The 19,470-nt window shown below is 49.5% G+C and carries 19 protein-coding genes and 1 pseudogene; 3 read left to right on the top strand and 17 right to left on the bottom strand.

Translation table 11 applies throughout. The features are described from left to right. Positions 1-197 precede the first annotated feature (197 nt). The 5 genes and pseudogenes from CWI35_RS18575 to CWI35_RS08755 form a co-directional block, all read right to left on the bottom strand. A pseudogene (locus tag CWI35_RS18575) lies at positions 198-584 on the bottom strand (IS630 family transposase); the annotation flags it as partial. Beyond that, on the bottom strand, positions 467-838 hold the full coding sequence (locus tag CWI35_RS18580; protein WP_223812567.1) for a winged helix-turn-helix domain-containing protein: 372 nt from the start codon (positions 836-838) through the stop codon (positions 467-469). The pseudogene CWI35_RS18575 and the gene CWI35_RS18580, both read right to left, overlap by 118 nt. 133 nt (positions 839-971) lie before the next feature. Next, positions 972-1,340: a helix-turn-helix domain-containing protein gene (locus CWI35_RS08745; protein WP_011229806.1), complete on the bottom strand. Its 369-nt coding sequence runs from the start codon at positions 1,338-1,340 to the stop codon at positions 972-974. Between the two features lie 531 nt (positions 1,341-1,871). Then, positions 1,872-2,024 carry a gallidermin/nisin family lantibiotic gene (locus CWI35_RS08750; protein WP_011229803.1) on the bottom strand — a complete coding sequence of 51 codons (153 nt, stop codon included), beginning with the start codon at positions 2,022-2,024 and terminating at the stop codon, positions 1,872-1,874. A 403-nt stretch (positions 2,025-2,427) separates the two neighbouring features. Beyond that, positions 2,428-3,792: an ISLre2 family transposase gene (locus CWI35_RS08755; protein ID WP_011229531.1), complete on the bottom strand. Its 1,365-nt coding sequence runs from the start codon at positions 3,790-3,792 to the stop codon at positions 2,428-2,430. Between the two features lie 266 nt (positions 3,793-4,058). On the opposite strand from CWI35_RS08755, the gene CWI35_RS08765 reads away from it, so the two are divergent. Next, positions 4,059-5,420, top strand: a complete 1,362-nt coding sequence (locus CWI35_RS08765; protein ID WP_011229802.1) for an IS4-like element ISGka3 family transposase — start codon at positions 4,059-4,061, stop codon at positions 5,418-5,420. 413 nt (positions 5,421-5,833) lie between these two features. Here CWI35_RS08765 and ccmA read toward each other — a convergent pair whose 3' ends face one another. The 12 genes from ccmA to CWI35_RS08830 all read right to left on the bottom strand — a co-directional run bounded on the left by ccmA (position 5,834) and on the right by CWI35_RS08830 (position 17,772). Continuing rightward, the gene (ccmA, locus tag CWI35_RS08770) at positions 5,834-6,487 is read right to left on the bottom strand and encodes a heme ABC exporter ATP-binding protein CcmA (protein WP_011229800.1); all 654 of its coding nucleotides are present in this window, start codon (positions 6,485-6,487) and stop codon (positions 5,834-5,836) included. 13 nt (positions 6,488-6,500) lie between these two features. Next, positions 6,501-7,202 carry a hypothetical protein gene (locus CWI35_RS08775; protein WP_011229799.1) on the bottom strand — a complete coding sequence of 234 codons (702 nt, stop codon included), beginning with the start codon at positions 7,200-7,202 and terminating at the stop codon, positions 6,501-6,503. Further along, the gene (locus tag CWI35_RS08780; RefSeq protein ID WP_014194784.1) at positions 7,199-7,939 is read right to left on the bottom strand and encodes a hypothetical protein; all 741 of its coding nucleotides are present in this window, start codon (positions 7,937-7,939) and stop codon (positions 7,199-7,201) included. The genes CWI35_RS08775 and CWI35_RS08780 overlap by 4 nt, the downstream gene beginning before the upstream one ends. Further along, positions 7,923-8,804, bottom strand: a complete 882-nt coding sequence (locus CWI35_RS08785; protein ID WP_011229797.1) for an NADH dehydrogenase — start codon at positions 8,802-8,804, stop codon at positions 7,923-7,925. Before CWI35_RS08785 ends, CWI35_RS08780 begins: the two co-directional genes overlap by 17 nt. Positions 8,805-8,921: 117 nt before the next feature. Beyond that, on the bottom strand, positions 8,922-9,311 hold the full coding sequence (locus CWI35_RS08790) for a hypothetical protein (protein ID WP_011229796.1): 390 nt from the start codon (positions 9,309-9,311) through the stop codon (positions 8,922-8,924). A 188-nt stretch (positions 9,312-9,499) separates the two neighbouring features. Then, positions 9,500-9,670, bottom strand: a complete 171-nt coding sequence (locus CWI35_RS08795) for a gallidermin/nisin family lantibiotic (RefSeq protein WP_011229795.1) — start codon at positions 9,668-9,670, stop codon at positions 9,500-9,502. 213 nt (positions 9,671-9,883) lie between these two features. Next, positions 9,884-10,963, bottom strand: coding sequence for an ISL3 family transposase (locus CWI35_RS08800; RefSeq protein ID WP_011229794.1), 1,080 nt, complete (start codon positions 10,961-10,963; stop codon positions 9,884-9,886). A 518-nt stretch (positions 10,964-11,481) separates the two neighbouring features. Then, the gene (locus CWI35_RS08810) at positions 11,482-12,786 is read right to left on the bottom strand and encodes a homocysteine synthase (RefSeq protein WP_023633356.1); all 1,305 of its coding nucleotides are present in this window, start codon (positions 12,784-12,786) and stop codon (positions 11,482-11,484) included. 175 nt (positions 12,787-12,961) lie between these two features. Next, a complete protein-coding gene (gatB, locus tag CWI35_RS08815; RefSeq protein ID WP_011229792.1) occupies positions 12,962-14,392 on the bottom strand; it encodes an Asp-tRNA(Asn)/Glu-tRNA(Gln) amidotransferase subunit GatB in 1,431 nt (476 codons plus the stop codon). Positions 14,393-14,405: 13 nt separating this feature from the next. Then, on the bottom strand, positions 14,406-15,863 hold the full coding sequence (gene gatA, locus CWI35_RS08820; protein WP_011229791.1) for an Asp-tRNA(Asn)/Glu-tRNA(Gln) amidotransferase subunit GatA: 1,458 nt from the start codon (positions 15,861-15,863) through the stop codon (positions 14,406-14,408). A 12-nt stretch (positions 15,864-15,875) separates the two neighbouring features. Further along, positions 15,876-16,166 (bottom strand): Asp-tRNA(Asn)/Glu-tRNA(Gln) amidotransferase subunit GatC, encoded by a 291-nt coding sequence (gene gatC, locus CWI35_RS08825; protein WP_011229790.1) that lies wholly within the window; start codon positions 16,164-16,166, stop codon positions 15,876-15,878. A 238-nt stretch (positions 16,167-16,404) separates the two neighbouring features. After that, complete coding sequence (locus CWI35_RS08830) at positions 16,405-17,772, bottom strand: ISLre2-like element ISGsp3 family transposase (RefSeq protein WP_015374689.1); 1,368 nt, start codon at positions 17,770-17,772, stop codon at positions 16,405-16,407. 271 nt (positions 17,773-18,043) lie between these two features. On the opposite strand from CWI35_RS08830, the gene CWI35_RS08835 reads away from it, so the two are divergent. Continuing rightward, a complete protein-coding gene (locus CWI35_RS08835; RefSeq protein ID WP_011229789.1) occupies positions 18,044-18,550 on the top strand; it encodes a hypothetical protein in 507 nt (168 codons plus the stop codon). Between the two features lie 29 nt (positions 18,551-18,579). Then, a complete protein-coding gene (locus CWI35_RS08840; protein ID WP_020279426.1) occupies positions 18,580-19,353 on the top strand; it encodes a VOC family protein in 774 nt (257 codons plus the stop codon). Positions 19,354-19,470 lie beyond the last annotated feature (117 nt).

Below are 19,470 nucleotides of genomic sequence, written 5' to 3' on the forward strand. Positions count from 1 at the left end.
TTTTTTGACATTGACTGAATTCGTATTCTTTAGTTGATGATGTTGCGCTCACCTCAACACTTATTAGGTTGCTAGTAGTAATTATGATATTTATTACAATTTCTTCATTTATATAGTGGGTTCTTAAGCACAAGCTTCACTTGATATTCTAGAGAGCCGGTGTTTTAACTGAAAATACCGCTTTCCAGCGATATTTTTTAAATTGAGAAACATGCAAAAACGGCTTGGGCGATATCGTTTCGATCTTTGTGAAACACATTGGCAATGACAGTATCTTTCAGCCATTTCCACAAGCGTTCGATCGGGTTCCGTTGCGGTGAATACGGAGGAAAGTAAATGAAGTGAAAACACTATCCTTCTTCCCGCAAAAATTCTCTCACCATTTTGGTGTGATGAATTCGAGCGTTATCCAGCACCAAGACGACGAGTCGGTCCGAGTAACGCTCTTTGAGAACTCGCAGGAAATCTAAAAACGTTGTGGCATTGGCTGCCCCTGCTTGATGAAGAACCGTTTCGCCATCGTGGACGTTGACCGCGCCAAACAGCGATATGTGAGCATGATGGCCGAACGTAGGCACTTGCTTTTGACGGCCAACCTCTGACAATGTCGTACGCAACACATGATACGACCGGATATGCGTTTCATTCGATGTACAACAGGATGAAATCCGAATCCATTAAGTTTTTTTATCAGGTCCATTTGTTTCTCGAAGTTTTTTTGCCGGTCCGGATCTCCTTTCGCCAACGTGTAGGTCGTCCGGGTCCAAGAAAGCCCTTTTCGATGCAAGAGCTTTCGTAATGCTTCGCGGGAAATGGATATGCTGTAATGGTGGTACACATAGAAGGCCGGTGAATTAATGAAAAAGGCAACTCATCCCAACTCTTTTTCAATTAGAGAAACTTTGTCAGATCTGTTCTCCTTGCTGATCAAATACCGCTGGTTTGAGCAAAAAACTTGTTTTTCACCAGCCTTATAGGATTGAAGGATGTTCGTATTCCACGCCGAAGCGATGTCCCAGCCCAGCTCCACAGGTGTCGTGGTCAACACGAGGTGTGTTTGATCTCTTCCTGCTGTTCTTCGGTGAGAAACGGCTACCAGGGGCAAAATCCCGATGAAGCAGGAGTTCAAGGCCGCCTTCGTTAAAAAGCGACACATAATGGGAAACGGTTGGGCGGCACACATTGACCATGGAAGCAACCTCTCTGCCCAAATAGCCTTCCATGACAAGGCGGACTGCCATCACACGTTGGCGGAGATGAGCGTTTTTGATCTTCCGTTCCTGCTTGCGGAGTTTCCGAGGCGTCCATCCGTGATCATGGGTGATTTTCAGCCGTTTCATGTCTGATTCCGCTCCTTTTCCATGCTTTTCCTTAGGAGCAGTATAACCGGAGTGGGCACCACTTATGCGAAGGTTAACTTTTCAATGAGCATGTATATAGCATTTTCAGCTTGTGGTGTATTTCAACTTCCTGCACATGCACAGCGCACTCAAGGGCTGGGTTCCGGCGTCATCCTAAAACTCGCCGATCTTCCGCATATGATGGTCCGACGGACAAATCCCCGTCCCTTTGACGCAAGAGTTTCTCCAACAAGAAGCGGCTTAGCTTTTTTGTCCTCCCAAGCTCGCTGAGCTAAAGACCTGCCAAATTCGGCGAAGCGAATAATGGACAAGGGCTTCTTCCCGCCCTTGCCCTTATACTGACTCCTTTTCTCCCTTGACGAGTGTCGATCAAGGGTGAATCCAAGCGTTAAATCCCCTTTATTTTCTTTGGAAAGTTGTCTTGTGATCAATTCTCTTGGAATTTTCCAACTCTTCCATGGTTCAATATGGATGTTGAGAATTATAAGTTATTAGCATCGAATGCAAGAGTTACAAGATACACAAGAATTTTGCGTTAAGCACATTAAGATGCCTGTGATGCAACCCGGGGTACAAAAGAGATTTACTTGTAATATTAGGTTGTACAATGTTGTCCTGTTTTTTGACAACAATGTCCAAATCGAAATCATCCAACTTCGCCATTCTTCATTCCCTCCTTTCCATATGTTGATATTTATCATTAACTACTTGATGAAAGATGTATAAAGACATCATAGATTCCATCTTTTTTCACCAAGCAGTTAATGTAAAGCTAAAAAGCTCCTTTTTCACATTTAGAATAGATCGAAATTCTAAGATTTTTCTAATGTATTGGTATATATTTTTTATAATTTTCTTTAATTTATTGTGATTATAATATGGGATTGCCTCCATAGCCATCAAGTTAAGAAAACAGAGTCAGTCAAGACTTTGTGGAGAACATTTTTTCGGTTCACTACGGGCGTTGTCAATCACTAGTTAGCGAACCATTTTCAGGAATTAATATCGTAAGCGCTTTCGGACTCTCATCCCTTATCTTGAGGCGATGATACGATATTCCATTTTTTTACACCCAACCACCATCCCGGAGCGCCGACAACGCTTGATGGATCGGCGTCCCGGATGACTGCTGAAGATACGGGATGTTTTGTCGCATCACATCCGCCCACAACCGTCCTGCCTTCCGTTTGGCCTGTTCGATCCGCTTGGACTTTGTTGAGGCCGAGACGGCCGACTGGGGCTCTTGCTCCTCCCACCGTCCCTTTCTCCACCCGATCCCGTCGATTCGGGCCGCCATCGCCCTCAGAAACGCCCGAAGCCCTTGGTCTTTCCAGCTGCGGCGGGATTTCACCCGATGCGCAAACCGGCTCATCACGCTCTCGGCGTGGCCCATCGGACGCATGCCGGTCGTCTCCACCCCTTGCTCCGACAGCCACTCCCGGTAGTCCCGGATGCATCCCGGCATCGACTCGATCCGGCGAATCAAGGCGGCCAGCTGTTGTTCTTTGCCTTCGTCCTCCAACGTGCCGACCGCGCTGTTCAGCTCGACCAAAAGTCCTTCTTCGTCTTGTTTCGCCAGCTTCTTCCGCACCTCCCGCCAACGCGGATGGCCGGACAGACACTGACGCAGCTCCCGCGCCACATGAAATCGATCCAGCTGAAAGCACGCCCGCTTCCCAAAATACTCCCGGCAGGCCGTGATCCAGGATGCCGCGTCGCCGTTGATGATCAAAAGGTCCCGGCACGGATCATAGGCATATTCGTTCATCAGCCACTCTTCAAACCGTTCCCACACGTCTCCCTCCCCTTCATGGAGGTAGTGGCGCCGGTTCACGAGCTCGAGCTGCGAACCATTTCGTTTCCATCCCTCGTGAATCGCCAGGATTTTCTCTTCTTTCGCCCGTTTCCCTTTCCCCTGGCGGGAAATGAACAGCCCATCCGCCTCCACAAACAGCACTCGGCCGTGCCGTTTGGAAACAGGGTGGTGCAGCGAGACAGAGGCCTCCAGCACCAGTTGGCGAATCGCCTCGTGGCTCATGACCGCATACCCCACGATCGACTCGAGTGTGCGAGCCGCTTTGCGGTAGGAAGAGCACTCTACGGCCAACTCGACCGCCGTTTCCTCGAGGCAAGGGCTGATCGACTGCGCTCCATCAAAGCCCAGTTCGGCATCCAGCAAGAAGGTATACGCCCCCGCCTGCCGATCATAGTAGTAGTTCCGTCGAAACGTCACTTCTCCAAACAGCGTTTGGATCGTGGTCGGCCGTTTATCTTTCAGCTGATACCGCCGCTTGTCCCGCGCTTCCGCCAGTTGTTGATCAATCTCCTCCAAAAGGGCCGCCAACAAGACAGCGAACACCTTTTGAAGAGTTCTTACTAATTGCTCCTCCAGCTCTTTTAATAAAGGCCATTCTGTGGTAAGATGTTTCATGGACTCTCTCCCTCCTGTTTTATGGATGTTGGTCATCACCATCATAGCAGGGAGAGAGTCCTTTTTTCACGACATTTGCTTTTTCTACCGCGCTTCGCTTGGTGGCCCCGACGAGCGTCGCGAACAAAAGTTCGCAACCCTCGTCGGGGATCATTTCGGAATGTCACCCACAAATATTTTACTCACACAAGAAAACAGGAATAAATATATGCCTCATTGGACCATCCTTTTGAAGACCTCATAATGTCTTAGAAAGGGTGGTTTTTTTGAAGACGTCCTTATCTCTCCAAGAAGAATGGCATTGTTTTTTAGACGGATTAAGAAGCGTGTTATCGTGCGAAGAACTTGAACATATGGCCCGAGATCATCAATTTATTCAACGAAAGGGGAAGTTACGCGCCCATGATTTCGTGGCACTTTGCACATTTCTCCAGGAAGGAGGCGGTCAAAAATCATTGGTGCAGCTTTGCAGTGCTCTAGCTCTCAAGCAAAACACCTCTCTGAGTGCGGAAGGGCTCAATCAACGGTTTCATGAAAAAGCGGTGAGTTTCCTCAAAGCGGTGTTTGAAAAACTGCTCATTCATCAGACTCAGGAGGCCCGTCGCTTATGTCCAAGACATTCGCTGTTTCTCCGGATTCGCATTCTCGATTCCACGTCGTTTCAACTGCCTCCTGAAATCCAGGGGATTTACGAGGGATGTACGGGGCCTGGGGTGAAAATTCAGCTAGAATATGAATGGCTAGAAGGGAAGGTTCTCCATGTGGACGTCGAAGATGCCCGTCATCACGACGCCGCCTACGGAGCGTCCCTTCTATCGACCATCCAAGAGGGAGACCTTTGTTTGAAAGACTTAGGCTATTTTTCGCTTGAGGGATTGCAAGCCATTCATGACGCCGGGGCCTTTTATATTTCACGGCTCAAACACAATGTAGGGATTTACCAAAAAGAAGGGGACCGATTTCGAAAATGGGAACCAGAGGATTTCCTTGCGGTGCTGCAACCGGGAGAAACCATGGAACTGGAACATGCGTATGTCAGTGGAAAGAAAGTTCATCAACCGCGGCTCATTGTGTATCGGCTGACAGAAGAACAGGAGCGACAGAAGGAAGGACAATGGAAACAGAAGGCGAAACAAAAAGGGGCCGCGTACGTGACGCGACGCCCCCACCCAATATATGTATATATCACCAATATTCCAGCGATTTATACCTCTTTGCACGAAATTCATACGCTGTATTCTCTTCGCTGGCAGATTGAGGTGGTATTTAAGACATGGAAATCCCTGTTTCACATTCATCGATTCAAACCGATGAAAGGGGCTCGCTTTCAGTGCCACCTGTATGGAACATTGATTGCCTTATTGATCAGCTCCACTGTCATGTTTAAAATGCGGGAATGGCTCTATCGAAAACAGAAAAAGGAATTGAGCGAATATAAGGCGATGAGTATGATCAAGGAGTTCGGTATGGATTTATTTCAAGCCTTATGGTGTTCGGAGGCGTTAGCTGTCCAACTTCTTTTAAAACTGTGTGACATCATCGCTCAACACGGAAAAAAATCAAGGCGTTATACAAAAAAGAGCGCTTTAGACATTATCGAGAGTTTGGTCATCATGCCGGTGTCGTAAGAAATTCCCGCCTCATACCATGAAAAAAACCTTCTATCGGGAAGGTGTATTTGGCATGCCTATCTTTATATATTCTCACGGTCACAGCCTCCAAAGATGAAGAGTGAAGCCTTGGAGCTACTCGCTCCAAGGCTTCACTTGATGGCTATGGGGATTGCCTCAAAGAGTTGTTGACCCAAGCAAAACACACAACATCTTGGCATTTCCATGGCGGCTCTCCTGTTCAAGAGTAGGATGGGGGAGTGGCGCAACGAAGAAGAGCTGCTGCACTGAAGCTCCCAGCATCCTCCTCAGATGCAGGAAGCTATTGGTTCACTTTTGATTGTCCCATGAACACGGAAGCGGCACCTTCGCACAGTTGGTTGTTCAAGATGGCCACCCCCTCGCGAATTTCGACATTACACACATGACAGTCATTCTGCCGTAATATGGGTCATACCCGTAATCACCCCTTCATTCATCGAATATACTTCATGGCATAATGACTGAATGTCCACCTTGTTGTGAGACGTCAACAAAATGGTGCAGCCTCTTTTGTTTTCCTCCCGAATAATTTGGTACACTTGGTCCACCGATTTTTCATCCAAAGCATTCATCGGTTCATCGAGCAACATCAGCTGCGGTTTCTCCATGATGCATTGTGCGATGGCCAGTCTTTGTCTCATTCCAAGAGAGTACGCTTTCACCGGCCTTTTATCATGCGGATTCAACCCCACTCGCTCGATCGCCTCTTTTACCTCACGTTCGCCGATTTTGTTCTGAATCATGGCTAAAAAATGCAAATTATCGAATCCTGAGTATTGTTCAAGGAAACCTGGTTTTTCCAACAAAACAGAAATATCGCTCGGAAATGATACATCTTGGTGCAACGTCTGGCCAAATACCGCCACCGTGCCGCTGGACGGCTTCACAAGTCCGCTGATGACTCGGAATAACATCGTTTTTCCCGACCCGTTCGGCCCGACAAATCCATAAATCTTTCCTCTTTCCAACTCTAAGTTGATATTGCGCAAAACTTCCCTTGCTTTTATCGTTTTGGAAACATTGGATAAGACGATCGCCTTCATAATTGAAAACCTCCTACATATAATCCGCGTTCTTCACTCTCTTGATCGTCCAATACCCGAACGCAACGATCGACAAGAGCTCCACCATCAACGCCGACCAGAACATCGAGCTGCTCCGCACGAGATCCGCCATGCTGTAGTACAAAGGAATAAAAGGCGTTGGCATCTTGACACCCACAAAAAACAAAGCGAGAATGACAACATTCGCCAAGTGATGGGTTGCATACACGTTCAACAACATCCACACGCTGGCGTGCCAATACAAATTCACGGCGATGCCCACGAACATGAGCACGAGCGAACGGTCAAACGAAAACGCCATATGCGACACAAAGAGACCGAAGCCGCCAGCGATCAAAAACACCGACAAGACATACACCAATGTAAATAGAACACCTGCCAGCAGCCTAGCCATCGTGTACGACGTCGTATCCCTCAACAAAATGAACAGTTTATGTTCAAAATATTTATCCCGCTTTTTCCAAACGATTTGGAGCAACACCACATAGCCGAAGCAAATCATCAGCCAATACATCCAATTCGAGATCGTCACCGCTCCGAATAAGCGGGAGAACAACTCCGATAGGCATTGGGAAGAAAACGCCTCTGACCAGCTGGACATCAAAGTGCCCAACAGTGGGAACAGGAGGCAGGTGATGACAATTCTTTTGACATCCATTTTGATCAGGGTAAACTCCAAATGCATCGGTTTCATAAAAGATCATCCTGAACATAGTAGTTTTTTTGGCTTGACGAAAGGCAAATGGTATAGACCAGCACCAGCATCATCGCAATGAGAACTAAGATTGTCCAAACGGGAGCCGTCTGTTCACTTATGTAAAACAAATAAGGGAGCATGTGCACAGTGAACATATCCAATACAGCCAGTATGATGACGGCAGCGAAGGCGAAAAAGCGGTTCCCCCCAAAATCAATGAATGCGACAAACAACAATCCGTATATCGCGGTGACGAAAAAGTACATGACAAGAAAATAGAGAAACGAGCTTTTATCCCCACTATGCGGCACGTACAAAAAAGCCGCATGGGCGTTTGGCATATTAGGATAGATGACGTATTTCACAAACATTGTACATAATCCGCCTACTGCGGCAACCCAAAGAGACACGCCCCCCGCCAGAACGACGACCAGCAACGCTTTATGAAGACCGATTTGCCTCCGCGTGCGGTATCTTCTTAGCACCACCCACGCATTGGTTTGAAGCGCGGAACCTAAAAGAAACAAAAAAGCAGGGAGATGAAAAAATTCATACCGATAAAGCAAGATAAAATCTTTGAGGCTGTGCCACTTCCCCACCACCACCATTCCTAGCGGCAAGATGCCCGCCACCATCAACAAAGCCATGACGCCCAAAATCATTTTGATGACGGTTCGATGCAACAGCAAATCTTGCCAAACAAAAAAAACGTTCTGTCTAGAGAACATCTTCACTTTTCTTCACTCCATATGAAAATACCGCTACCGCAATCAACAATTGGAGGACAAACACGATGACGATTTTCCAATAGGACAATCCTTCCACTGGTTGTGAAGGGATTAAGAAATTAAACGGATCCCAAGCCAATTGGTTGGTGATAGTCAGCGCCGCCCAACAAACCATATAAATGATTTGTGGCATCAAAGTAATCAAATACCGATTTTTCAACAACAAGGAAAATCCTAACCCAAGGCAGACGTAGCCGCTGGCAAACAATCCGCCAATGATATAATACGCGAGAACATACCAATAAGGGGAGATCTCCAATAAAGGAGAAAAAAGGCTTTTCTTTTCCCCTTCAAACGAATTGTCCGGCAACGGCAACGTGCCATTGACCAATTGCCGATATGCCTGGGAAAAGCTCGAATAATCCCAATGGTTGGTCAAAAGGTTGACGAGCACGACGCCAAAAAGAAGAGGAAGGAGAAACAAGAAAAACGCGCTGATATAAGAAAACAAAAATTTCCCCCAGTAATAAGCGCTTCTTCCCATCCGTGTCAATTGATAATGAACATTTCCGCTCTTTCGCTCACGATCAATCGAATCCACCAATGGAATCGACAACAATAATGGAAAAAGGAAGTAATATAGAGATGAAAATACGTTAAAGCGGAAGCCTCCTAGACCAACCCATTCAAGGTGAGGCGATGCCAAGGCGAAAACATTTGGATTGTCGTGGTAAATTCGTTCAAGCAACTGCACATTTTCACGATAATCTTTCACCCCCAACACGACGGCGCCGATGACAAGCAGCAACAGGCAGGCTGCGCTGATGTAAAAGTTCCTATTTTTCAAAAGTTTGATCAATTCTATATACATACTATCATCTCCTAATTCTTCTGTTAAGGACGGTCTTCTTTGTGATATTGAAGAAGACCGCCCCGACCAAGAAAACCTCTTTCTTGTCCAAGTTGACTGAACATACCTATAAATCGATCAATTGTCGGGATAAAATTTGCCTGCGATGTCAACTGTAACGTAAGTGAAGGATGCATTTTCCGCCATTAATGAAACTTTTTTGCCAACAGCACTTTGGTCGACAGTGAAATAACGCGTGTCATTATCGGTTACATTCAGCGCGGTTGGCGACACTTTCGTGGAACCTTGCTGAATCCACATGTTTGCTTTATAATCGGCGCCCACAACCGAATTTTCCACTTTACTTTTACTGTTTGTCGCTTTATTGGCGCTTGCTAATTCCGTATCGCCTTGAAAACGAGGGAGAACCCCAGCATACGTAACATAAGATGCGGCGCTGACTCCCCCTACCACAATGAATGAGATAAAAGCAAGCAAAGTAGTAACCATTTTAAGTTTTTCCTTCATGATTCGATCCCCTCTCCCCTAATAAATTTTGAAAACGCAGGATCGTCCTCCTTTTCTCCCTTGACGAGTGTCGATCAAGGGTGGATCCAAGCACTAAATCCCTTTTATTTTCCTTGGAAAGCTGTCTTGTGATCAATCATCCTAGAATTTTCCAACTCTTCCATATTCCAATTAATAATTATAAGTTATTAGCATCGAATGCAAGAGTTACAAGATACACAAGAATTTTGCGTTAAGCACATCAAGATTCCTGTGATGCAACCCGGGGTACAAAGAGATTTACTTGTAATATTAGGTTGTACAATGTTGTCCTGTTTTTTGACAACAATGTCCAAATCGAAATCATCCAACTTTGCCATTCTTCATTCCCTCCTTTCCATATGTTGATATCTATCATTAACTACTTGATGAAAGATGTATAAAGACATCATAGATTCCATCTTTTTTCACCAAGCAGTTAATGAGCAAGCTGAAAAACTCCTTTTTCACATTTAGAATAGATTGAAATTCTAAGGTTTTTCTAATGTGCCGGTATATATTTGGTTCATCACCAAAAGATGTACTTGCACCTGTCATGAAAGTATGTTAGCTGTTTCTAGCCGAACCCGCAGTGCAAAACGCTGGATATTTCGGTATCCGTATCCCCGACGTTTCATCAGCTTGATCTTGTTATTCGTTCCCTCCATCTTCCCATTCGAATAAGGAGACAATATGCATGAAATGATTTCATCTGTTCGTTTGACAAGTGCTTTTGCGATGGCACGAACAGCGGAACAAGGACAAAACAAGTATCGATGAATCCAAGCGTTCTGCCACTTCTGCACCGTTTGGCGTTCCTCCTCGGTGAGTTTCTCGGGGCACTGGGTCAAGAAGCGGCAAACATACCGAACATGCCCATGTTTCTTGCCCTCTTTTCCTAAGGATTTGCGGCATCGATCCAACGCTTCTGTAAACAACTGAATCACATGAAAATCATCGACCACATGCTTCGCTTCCGGACACATCCCTTGAATGGCTTTTTTCATCGCTGGAGCCAAATCGCTCACGACATACTGAACAGAATCAGACACATGAGCCAACGCACGTCCAATGGCTTCCTCGTTCTTTCCTGCTTCAATGGCATACACTTCTCCCGTTTCGGCATCCATGACCGCCACTCCGTAGTCATGTCCTTTTCGAAACGCAAACTCATCGACACAAACTGCCTTTGGTTGGATGTCATTCGATAGGAAGGAAGGGGCATGGGTATAAAACCAACGTTCAACGGTCGTGTAAGGAAGCTGGAGCATTCGAGCCACCGCCTGAATGGAGGTTCCGATGCAACATTGCGCTGCCCATTGCTGAAACGCATCCGTCGCTACACTTCGAGGGGAAATTCCGGGATAAGAAGTGCTGAATGTCATGCCACACGTGCCACAACGTCTACGCTCCACAGGGAGTTCCACCCAAAAGATGCCGATCCGTTGAGCATACCCATGCATCCATTGCTTCTTTTTGCCTGTCATTTTGATCGTACGCTTCAAGCAGACAGGACATAACGGGCATTGTTCGGTGGGAGAAAGTTCGAAAATCCAACGTTCTTCTTCTTTTCGCACCTTTTGAATCAAAACATCTGGTAAATCGATGAGTTCTTTGATAAACTGAGCGTACATGCGAATTTTCCTCCAATGGGTTGGCTTGGTCACCTTTACCATACAGGAAAATTCGCATTTTTTGTACCCTCTATTTTCTCTATGCATACCTATCTTAAAATCTCAAGTACAACTTGTGGTGAAGAGCCAAAAATTTCGAACAGAAGATTTTATCCATGCTTATACAAAATCATTGACCCGTGATGCTAGTGGAACGCTGCGTTCAACTAGCATCACTATATGCAACTTAAATGCTATCATACGCGTAAGAAAGATCTCGGGCCAAGGCGATGCGGTTTCTATCAAGGAAGCGGGGGTGATGCCCGCTGCCCGTCGTGTATTCGCTGGCCTCCGCACGATCGTTGCCAGCCAGCTCTCAGGATGCTGCTTTGCGTGCCGGAATTGCGCAAAAGTGAAAGCCGTGAACAATGGGAAGGAGAAGAACGGTTTGCTCCGCAAATCAAAAAAGAGCGCCCTGTTTTTTCGCTTAGGACACTCTTTATATTTTCTAAATGTTTCCTATATCCGCTTCGCTACTTCTACTTCACCCCCACCGTCTGGCTTTGGCGAATGGCTTGGCGCAAGTCGTCCAAAATATCGTCGATCGCTTCGGTGCCGACAGACAGGCGCACAAGGCCTGGGGTGACGCCGGCGGACAGCTGTTCTTCCGGGGTCAGCTGCTCGTGCGTCGTGCTGGCTGGGTGGATGATGAGCGATTTCGAATCGCCGATGTTGGCCAAATGCGAGAACAGCTTCACCGAGTCGATCAATTTTTTCCCGGCTTCGACGCCGCCTTTGATTTCAAACGTAACGATCGCACCTTGCCCGTTTGGCAAATACTTTTTCGCGAGTTCATGTGACGGATGGCTTGGAAGCCCTGGATAGCTGACGGATTCGACGGCTTCTTCCTCTTCCAAAAACTTAGCAACAGCGAGCGCATTTTCGCTATGACGCTGCATCCGCAAGTGAAGCGTCTCTAATCCTTGCAAAAGCAAAAACGCATTAAACGGCGACAGCGCTGCCCCTAAGTCGCGCAAGAGCTGGATGCGCGCTTTCGTGATGTACGCCGCTTCGCCGACGGCGTCCACATACACCAAACCGTGGTAGCTTGGGTCTGGCTCGGTGAACTCCGGAAACTTGCCGCTCCCTTTCCAGTCAAACTTGCCGCTGTCCACAATCACACCGCCGATCGAATTGCCGTGCCCGCCGATGAACTTCGTCGCTGAGTGGACGACGATATCGGCGCCGAATTCAATCGGCCGCAATAAGTATGGACTGGCCACCGTGTTGTCGACAATGAGCGGAATGGCGTGGCGATGGGCGATGTCGGCCACCGCTTCGATGTCGAGCACATCGTTTTTCGGGTTGCCGATCGTTTCCGCAAACAACGCTTTCGTTTTGTCGGTGATCGCCCGCTCAAAGTTTTCCGGATCGGACGGATCGACAAACTTCACCGTAATGCCAAACTTGCGCAGCGTATGGGCGAACAAGTTGTACGTTCCGCCGTAAATGGACGACGACGAGACGATTTCATCGCCCGCCGAGGCGATGTTGATGATCGAATAAAACACCGCCGCCTGCCCCGATGACAGCGCAAGCGCTCCAATGCCGCCTTCAAGCGCCGCGATCCGTTTTTCCAAGACATCGTTTGTCGGGTTCATAATGCGCGTGTAAATAAAACCTTCCTCTTTCAAACCAAACAAATTGGCCGCGTGCTCGCTGTCGCGGAACACATATGAGCTTGTTTGGTAAATCGGCACCGCCCGCGCGCCCGTTTCCGCATCCGGTTTTTGCCCGGCGTGGATGGCGAGCGTCTCCGGGCGGAAGGTTTGTTCATTGCTCATCGTTTCCTCTCCCCTCTTTGACCCTTCGAGATTTCATATCCTACTAAATCAATTGGTTTTTTCTTATAAAAAATCTATCATTCGATCACAACGTTTGTCAATTGTATTTTTTTAATAGTGCAAAAATTTTTATTGAAAACAGAGCCTGCCGGTGGGCAGGCCTCCTATTGTTTCATTATCGTTTTCCAATTTCCTCTACTAACAGCTTATTGACAAGCGGCGGGTTCGCTTGCCCTTTCGTCGCTTTCATCACTTGGCCGACGAGGAAGCCAAGCGCGCGGTCTTTACCGTTTTTATAGTCTTCGACCGACTGCGGGTTGGCGTCGAGCACTTCGAGCACGATTTTGCGCAGCGCTCCTTCGTCGGAAATTTGCACGAGCCCTTTTTCTTTGACGATTTTCTCTGGATCGCCGCCGTGTTCGACGAGTTCTTTGAACACTTTTTTGGCGATTTTCGACGAAATCGTGCCGTTTTGGATGAGTTTGATCATTCCAGCCAAGCTTTCCGGCGTCAAGGCGATGTCATGGAGCTCTTTTTGCTCGGCGTTTAAGTACCCGGATACTTCGACCATGAGCCAGTTCGACGCCAGTTTCGGATCGGCGCCGTTTGCGACCGTTGCTTCGAAGAAATCCGCCATTTCTTTGGTCAGCGTCAGCACTTTGGCGTCGTATTCCGGCAAGCCCCACTCCTCGATATACCGCTTCCGGCGGGCGTCAGGCAGCTCCGGAATCGAGGCGCGGACACGCTCTTTCCATTCGTCGTCAATATAGAGCATGACCAAGTCCGGCTCCGGGAAGTAGCGGTAGTCTTCCGATCCTTCTTTGACGCGCATGAGGACGGTCGTTTTCGTCGCTTCGTCAAAGCGCCGCGTTTCTTGGCGGATGACGCCGCCTGAAAGCAAAATTTTCTCCTGCCGCTTCGCTTCGTATTCCAACCCCATGCGGACGAAGTTGAACGAGTTGAGGTTTTTCAATTCCGTTTTTGTGCCGAACTTGTCCGAACCGAGCGGGCGAAGCGAAATATTGGCGTCGCAGCGAAGCGACCCTTCTTCCATTTTGCAGTCGGAAACGCCGGTATATTGGATGATCGCTTTTAATTTTTCCAAGTAGGCGTACGCTTCTTCCGGCGAGCGGATGTCTGGCTCGGAGACGATCTCAATGAGCGGCGTCCCTTGACGGTTAAAATCCACGAGCGAATAGCCGTCGCCCGTATGCGTCAGCTTGCCGGCGTCTTCTTCGAGATGGATGCGGGTGATGCCGATTTTTTTCTTTTTTCCGTTTACTTCAATTTCAATCCAGCCATTTCGGCCAAGCGGCTGATCGTATTGCGAAATTTGGTACGCTTTCGGGTTGTCCGGATAAAAGTAGTTTTTGCGGTCGAATTTCGTCTCGGTCGCGATTTCGCAGTTTAACGCCATCGCCGCTTTCATCGCAAACTCGACCGCCTGTCGGTTCAACACCGGCAGCACGCCTGGATACCCTAAGTCAATGACGTTCGTTTGCGTGTTCGGGGGCGCGCCGAACGCGTTCGGGCTGCTGGAGAAAATTTTCGATTTCGTTTTCAGCTCGACGTGCACCTCAAGTCCGATGACCGTTTCAAAGTTCATCACCTAACCCCCCTTACAACACCGGTTTTTGCTTATGGTAGTCGGTCGCTTGTTCAAAAGCGTGGGCGACGCGGTAGACGGTGCTTTCATCAAAGTGCTTGCCGATAATTTGCAAGCCGACCGGCAAGCCATCGACAAAGCCGCACGGCACAGAAATCGCCGGTACACCCGCAAGGTTGACTGGAATCGTTAAAATGTCGTTCATGTACATCGTCAGCGGATCACTCGTTTTCTCGCCGATTTTAAACGCCGGCGTCGGCGTTGTCGGGCCGATGATGACGTCATATCGTTCAAATACGTTTTCGAAGTCGCGCTTGATCAACGTCCGAACTTTTTGCGCTTTTTTGTAATACGCATCGTAATAGCCCGAGCTTAACGCGAACGTCCCGAGCATAATGCGGCGCTTGACCTCCGCCCCAAACCCTTCGCTTCGCGTCAGTTTATACATATCGATCAAGTTTTTCGCGTTGTCCGTCCGATAGCCGTAGCGGACGCCGTCAAAGCGAGCCAAGTTCGCTGATGCCTCGGACGAAGCGAGCAAATAGTACGTCGCCAAGGCGTATTTTGAATGCGGCAGCGACACTTCTTCCCACGCCGCGCCAAGCTTCTCAAGCACGGCAAGCGCCGCAAGCACTGACTGGCGCACGCCTTCATCGACGCCTTCACCTAAATATTCTTTCGGCACAGCGATTTTCAACCCTTTGATATCGCCCGTTAACGCCTCCACATAGTTCGGCACTGGAATGTTCGCTGAAGTCGAATCCATCGGGTCGACGCCCGCGATCGCTTGCAATACATACGCGTTGTCTTCGACCGTGCGCGTAATCGGGCCGATTTGGTCCAGCGACGACGCAAACGCAACAAGCCCGAAGCGCGAGACGCGTCCGTACGTCGGCTTCAAGCCAACAACCCCGCAAAACGCTGCCGGCTGGCGGATCGAACCGCCCGTATCCGAGCCGAGCGCAAACGGCACTTCGCCGGCCGCCACCGCCGCCGCCGAACCGCCGCTTGAGCCGCCCGGAACGCGCTCTAAGTCCCACGGGTTGCGCGTCAGCTGAAACCCGGAGTTTTCCGTCGACGAGCCCATGGCGAACTCGTCCATGTTCAACTTCCCGATCGTGATCGTCCCTGCGGCATTCAACCGCTCCATGACAGTGGCGTCGTAAATCGGGTCAAAGTTGTACAAAATTTTGCTGGCGCATGTCGTACGCAGCCCTTTTGTGACGATATTGTCTTTAATACCGATCGGCAAGCCGAACAGCGGGTTCGTTTCTTCGCCTTTGGCGAGCTGGTTATCCAACTCTTTCGCTTTCGCCCGCGCCTGTTCTTCATTTAATGTTAAAAACGCTTGCACTTTCTCTTCCACTTCATCGATGCGGCGGTACGATTCGTCGACTAAATCGGAAATCGACACTTCTTTTTTCTTCAGCAACGTATGTAATTCTGACACGGAATGGTCAAAAAGCGACATAAATCCCCCTCCTTACTCTAAAATGGCCGGCACACGGAACTGGCCGTCTTGCTGATCTGGCGCGTTTTTCAACACTTCTTCGCGCGGCAGCCCCGGTTCTGGAATATCCTCGCGCATCACGTTTCTCATATCAAGCACGTGCGAAGTCGGCGGAACGTTCTCCGTATCCAATTCATTCAGCTGCTCGGCAAACGTAATAATCGCATCGAGCTGTTTCGTAAACATCTCGGCCTCTTCATCCGTAATCGCCAACCGCGCCAAATCGGCGACATGTTTCACTTGTTCAATCGAAATTCGCGACATTGTATTCACCTCCGACATGGTCGACCTTCCACAATACTATGATGATACCAAACGTTTAGGAAATAAAGCAACCGTCTGGCCCTCTTTGAGTCAGTCAAGACTTTGTGGAGAACATTTTTTCGGTTCACTACGGGCGTTGTCAATCACTAGTTAGCGAACCATTTTCAGGAATTAATATCGTAAGCGCTTTCGGACTCTCATCCCTCATCTTGAGGCGATGATACGATATTCCATTTTTTTACACCCAACCACCATCCCGGAGCGCCGACAACGCTTGATGGATCGGTGTCCCGGATGACCGCTGCAGACACGGTAGATTCTGACGCACCACATCTGCCCATAACCGTCCGGCCTTCCGTTTGGCCTGTTCGATCCGCTTGGACTTTGTTGAGGCCGAGGCCGCCGTTCGGGTCTCTTCTTCCTCCACCAACTGCCCATTTCTCCGCCAAATCCCGTCGATTCGGGCCGCCATCGCCCTCAGAAACGCCCGAAGCCCTTGGTCTTTCCAGCTGCGGCGGGATTTCACCCGATGCGCAAACCGGCTCATCACGCTCTCGGCGTGGCCCATCGGACGCATGCCGGTCGTCTCCACCCCTTGCTCCGACAGCCACTCCCGATAGTCCCGGATGCATCCCGGCATCGACTCGATCCGGCGGATCATGGCAGCCATCTGCTTCTCTTTCGCTTCGTCCTCCAACGTGCCGACCGCGCTGTTCAGCTCCACGAGAAGCCCCTCTTCGTCTTGTTTCGCCAGCTTCTTCCGCACCTCCCGCCAACGCGGATGGCCGGACAGACACTGACGCAGCTCCCGCGCCACATGAAATCGATCCAGCTGAAAGCACGCCCGCTTCCCAAAATACTCCCGGCAGGCCGTGATCCACGACGCCGCGTCGCCGTTGATGATCAACAGGTCCCGGCACGGATCATAGGCATATTCGTTCATCAGCCACTCTTCGAACCGTTCCCACACGTCTCCCTCCCCTTCATGGAGGTAGTGGCGCCGGTTCACGAGCTCGAGCTGCGAACCGTTTCGTTTCCATCCCTCGTGAACCGCCAGGATTTTCTCTTCTTTCGCCCGTTTCCCTTTCCCCTGGCGGGAAATAAACAGTCCATCCGCCTCCACAAACAGCACCCGGCCGTGCCGTTGGGAAACAGGGCGGTGCAGCGAGACAGGGGCCTCCAGCACCAGTTGGCGAATCGCCTCGTGGCTCATGACCGCATACCCCACGATCGACTCCAACGTACGGGCCGCTTTGCGGTAGGAAGAGCACTCTACGGCCAACTCGACCGCCGTTTCCTCGAGGCAAGGACTGATCGATCGGGCCCCATCAAAGCCTAATTCGGCATCCAGCAAGAAGGTATAGTTCCCCGTTTGCCGGTCATAGTAGTAGTTCCGTCGAAACGTCACTTCTCCAAACAGCGTTTGGATCGTAGTCGGCCGTTTGTCTTTCAGCTGATACCGGCGCTTGTCCCGCGCTTCCGCCAGTTGTTGATCAATCTCCTCCAAAAGGGCCGCCAACAAGACAGCGAACACCTTTTGAAGAGTTCTGACTAATTGTTCCTCCAGCTCTTTTAATAAAGGCCATTCTGTGGTAAGATGTTTCATGGACTCTCTCCCTCCTGTTTTCGGTTGATGTTGACAATCACCATCATAGCAGGGAGAGAGTCCTTTTTGCATGACATTTGCTTTTTTCTACCGCGCTTCGCTTGGTGGCCCCGACGAGCGTCGCGAACAAAAGTTCGCAACCCTCGTCGGGGATCATTTCGGAATGTCACCCACAAATATTTTACTCACACGCCCTCTTTTGCCTAGTTGCCCGTTGACGAAAACGAACATATGTACTATAATGGCCATAACGGACAAAAAAGGGGGAATAATGACGATGAGTGACGCTTTGCTCGCCCAAGTGCTTGACCGCTTGAACGCGATGGACGGGACGCTGCAAAAGCTCGTGGAAGGCCAAGAGCGGCTCGAGCGGGAACAAATCGCCATTCGCCAGGAACAAGAAGAAATTCGAAAAGAACAACAAGAAATCCGAAAAGAGCAGCAGGAAATCCGTTTGGAACAACAGCGTCTGCGTCAAGAACAAGATTCGCTTCGCGCCGGGCAAAAGGAATTGAACGGCATCGTGGCCGCTCTTCTCCACCGCCAAGACGAAACAGACGCCAAACTGGAAGCTCTCGCCGCTGACGTCCACCAGCTTCACCAGGAATTTGCCTCATTGAAACAAACGGTGGACCGCCTCGAACAAAAAATGGACTCCCGTTACGAACAATTGGCTGCCCAAATCGAAGACATCAAGCTGGACTTGAATTTTATCGCCCACCGCACCGTCGACAACGAACGAATCATTTACAAGCTGAAAGAAATGTTGTTCCGCTGATCGATTCCATCTAGGAGGAGGTCGCCGCCATGAATGTCGCGTTTGACCATCTCGTCCACTTAACCGAACGACCGGAGCAAGCGAAAACGGCGTTTGAACAATGGGGGTTTACAGCCATCCACGGCGGCCGCCATCCGTCATGGGGAACGTATAACGCATTATGCTGCTTCGAGCATTTGCGCTACATTGAGTGGATCGGCATCGCCGATGAGCAGACGGCGAAAACATGCGGAAATCCGCTCATCGACCAGCTTGTCGCCGACCGCCAAGAAGGAAACGGCTTCTCCCAATTTGCCTTCCGCACGAACAACATCGGAGCGGTGGCGGCACATCTCAAACGAAACGGGTTTACCCCAATCGGTCCGCTCCCCGGCAGCCGCGAGCGCGATGACGGCAAGCGGCTGACATGGTCGATGCTGTTTATCGAAGACGACACAGACGGTGCATTTCGCTATCCGTTTTTCATCCAATGGGGCGACGGTGATGACGTGCGGATGAACGAGCTGGCGCCGCTCATGCACCATCGAATCGGGGCTTCTTCTTTGTCGTCCATCGGCGTCTATACGCTTGACCTTCGCCGCGCCATCGACGCGTATCGGCGGCTGTTTGGCCTTCCTGTCCCTCGCTTTGGGCGCGATGAGGCAGGGGCGTACGCTGAACTAGCCGTCGGCGGCATCGCCCTTTGTTTTTATGAAGCCGACCATCGACCGTCAACGCGCCCTTTTTTGTGCCGGCTTGTGGGCATGCAGGAGCAGCGCCGCATCGAAATCGATGGCGGGACGTATATCGTTTCCAGGCCGTGACGGGCATTCCTATTCTCACATACTCCCCTTTGCCGCGGAATAAGATGGAATAACCGCACCTTCATCCTCGCGCGGTGAAAACGGCAAAGGGGGATTCAAACGTGGCACATCCTTATG

The sequence above is a fragment of the [Bacillus] caldolyticus genome, assembly GCF_003595605.1.
Lineage (GTDB): Bacteria > Bacillota > Bacilli > Bacillales > Anoxybacillaceae > Geobacillus > Geobacillus thermoleovorans.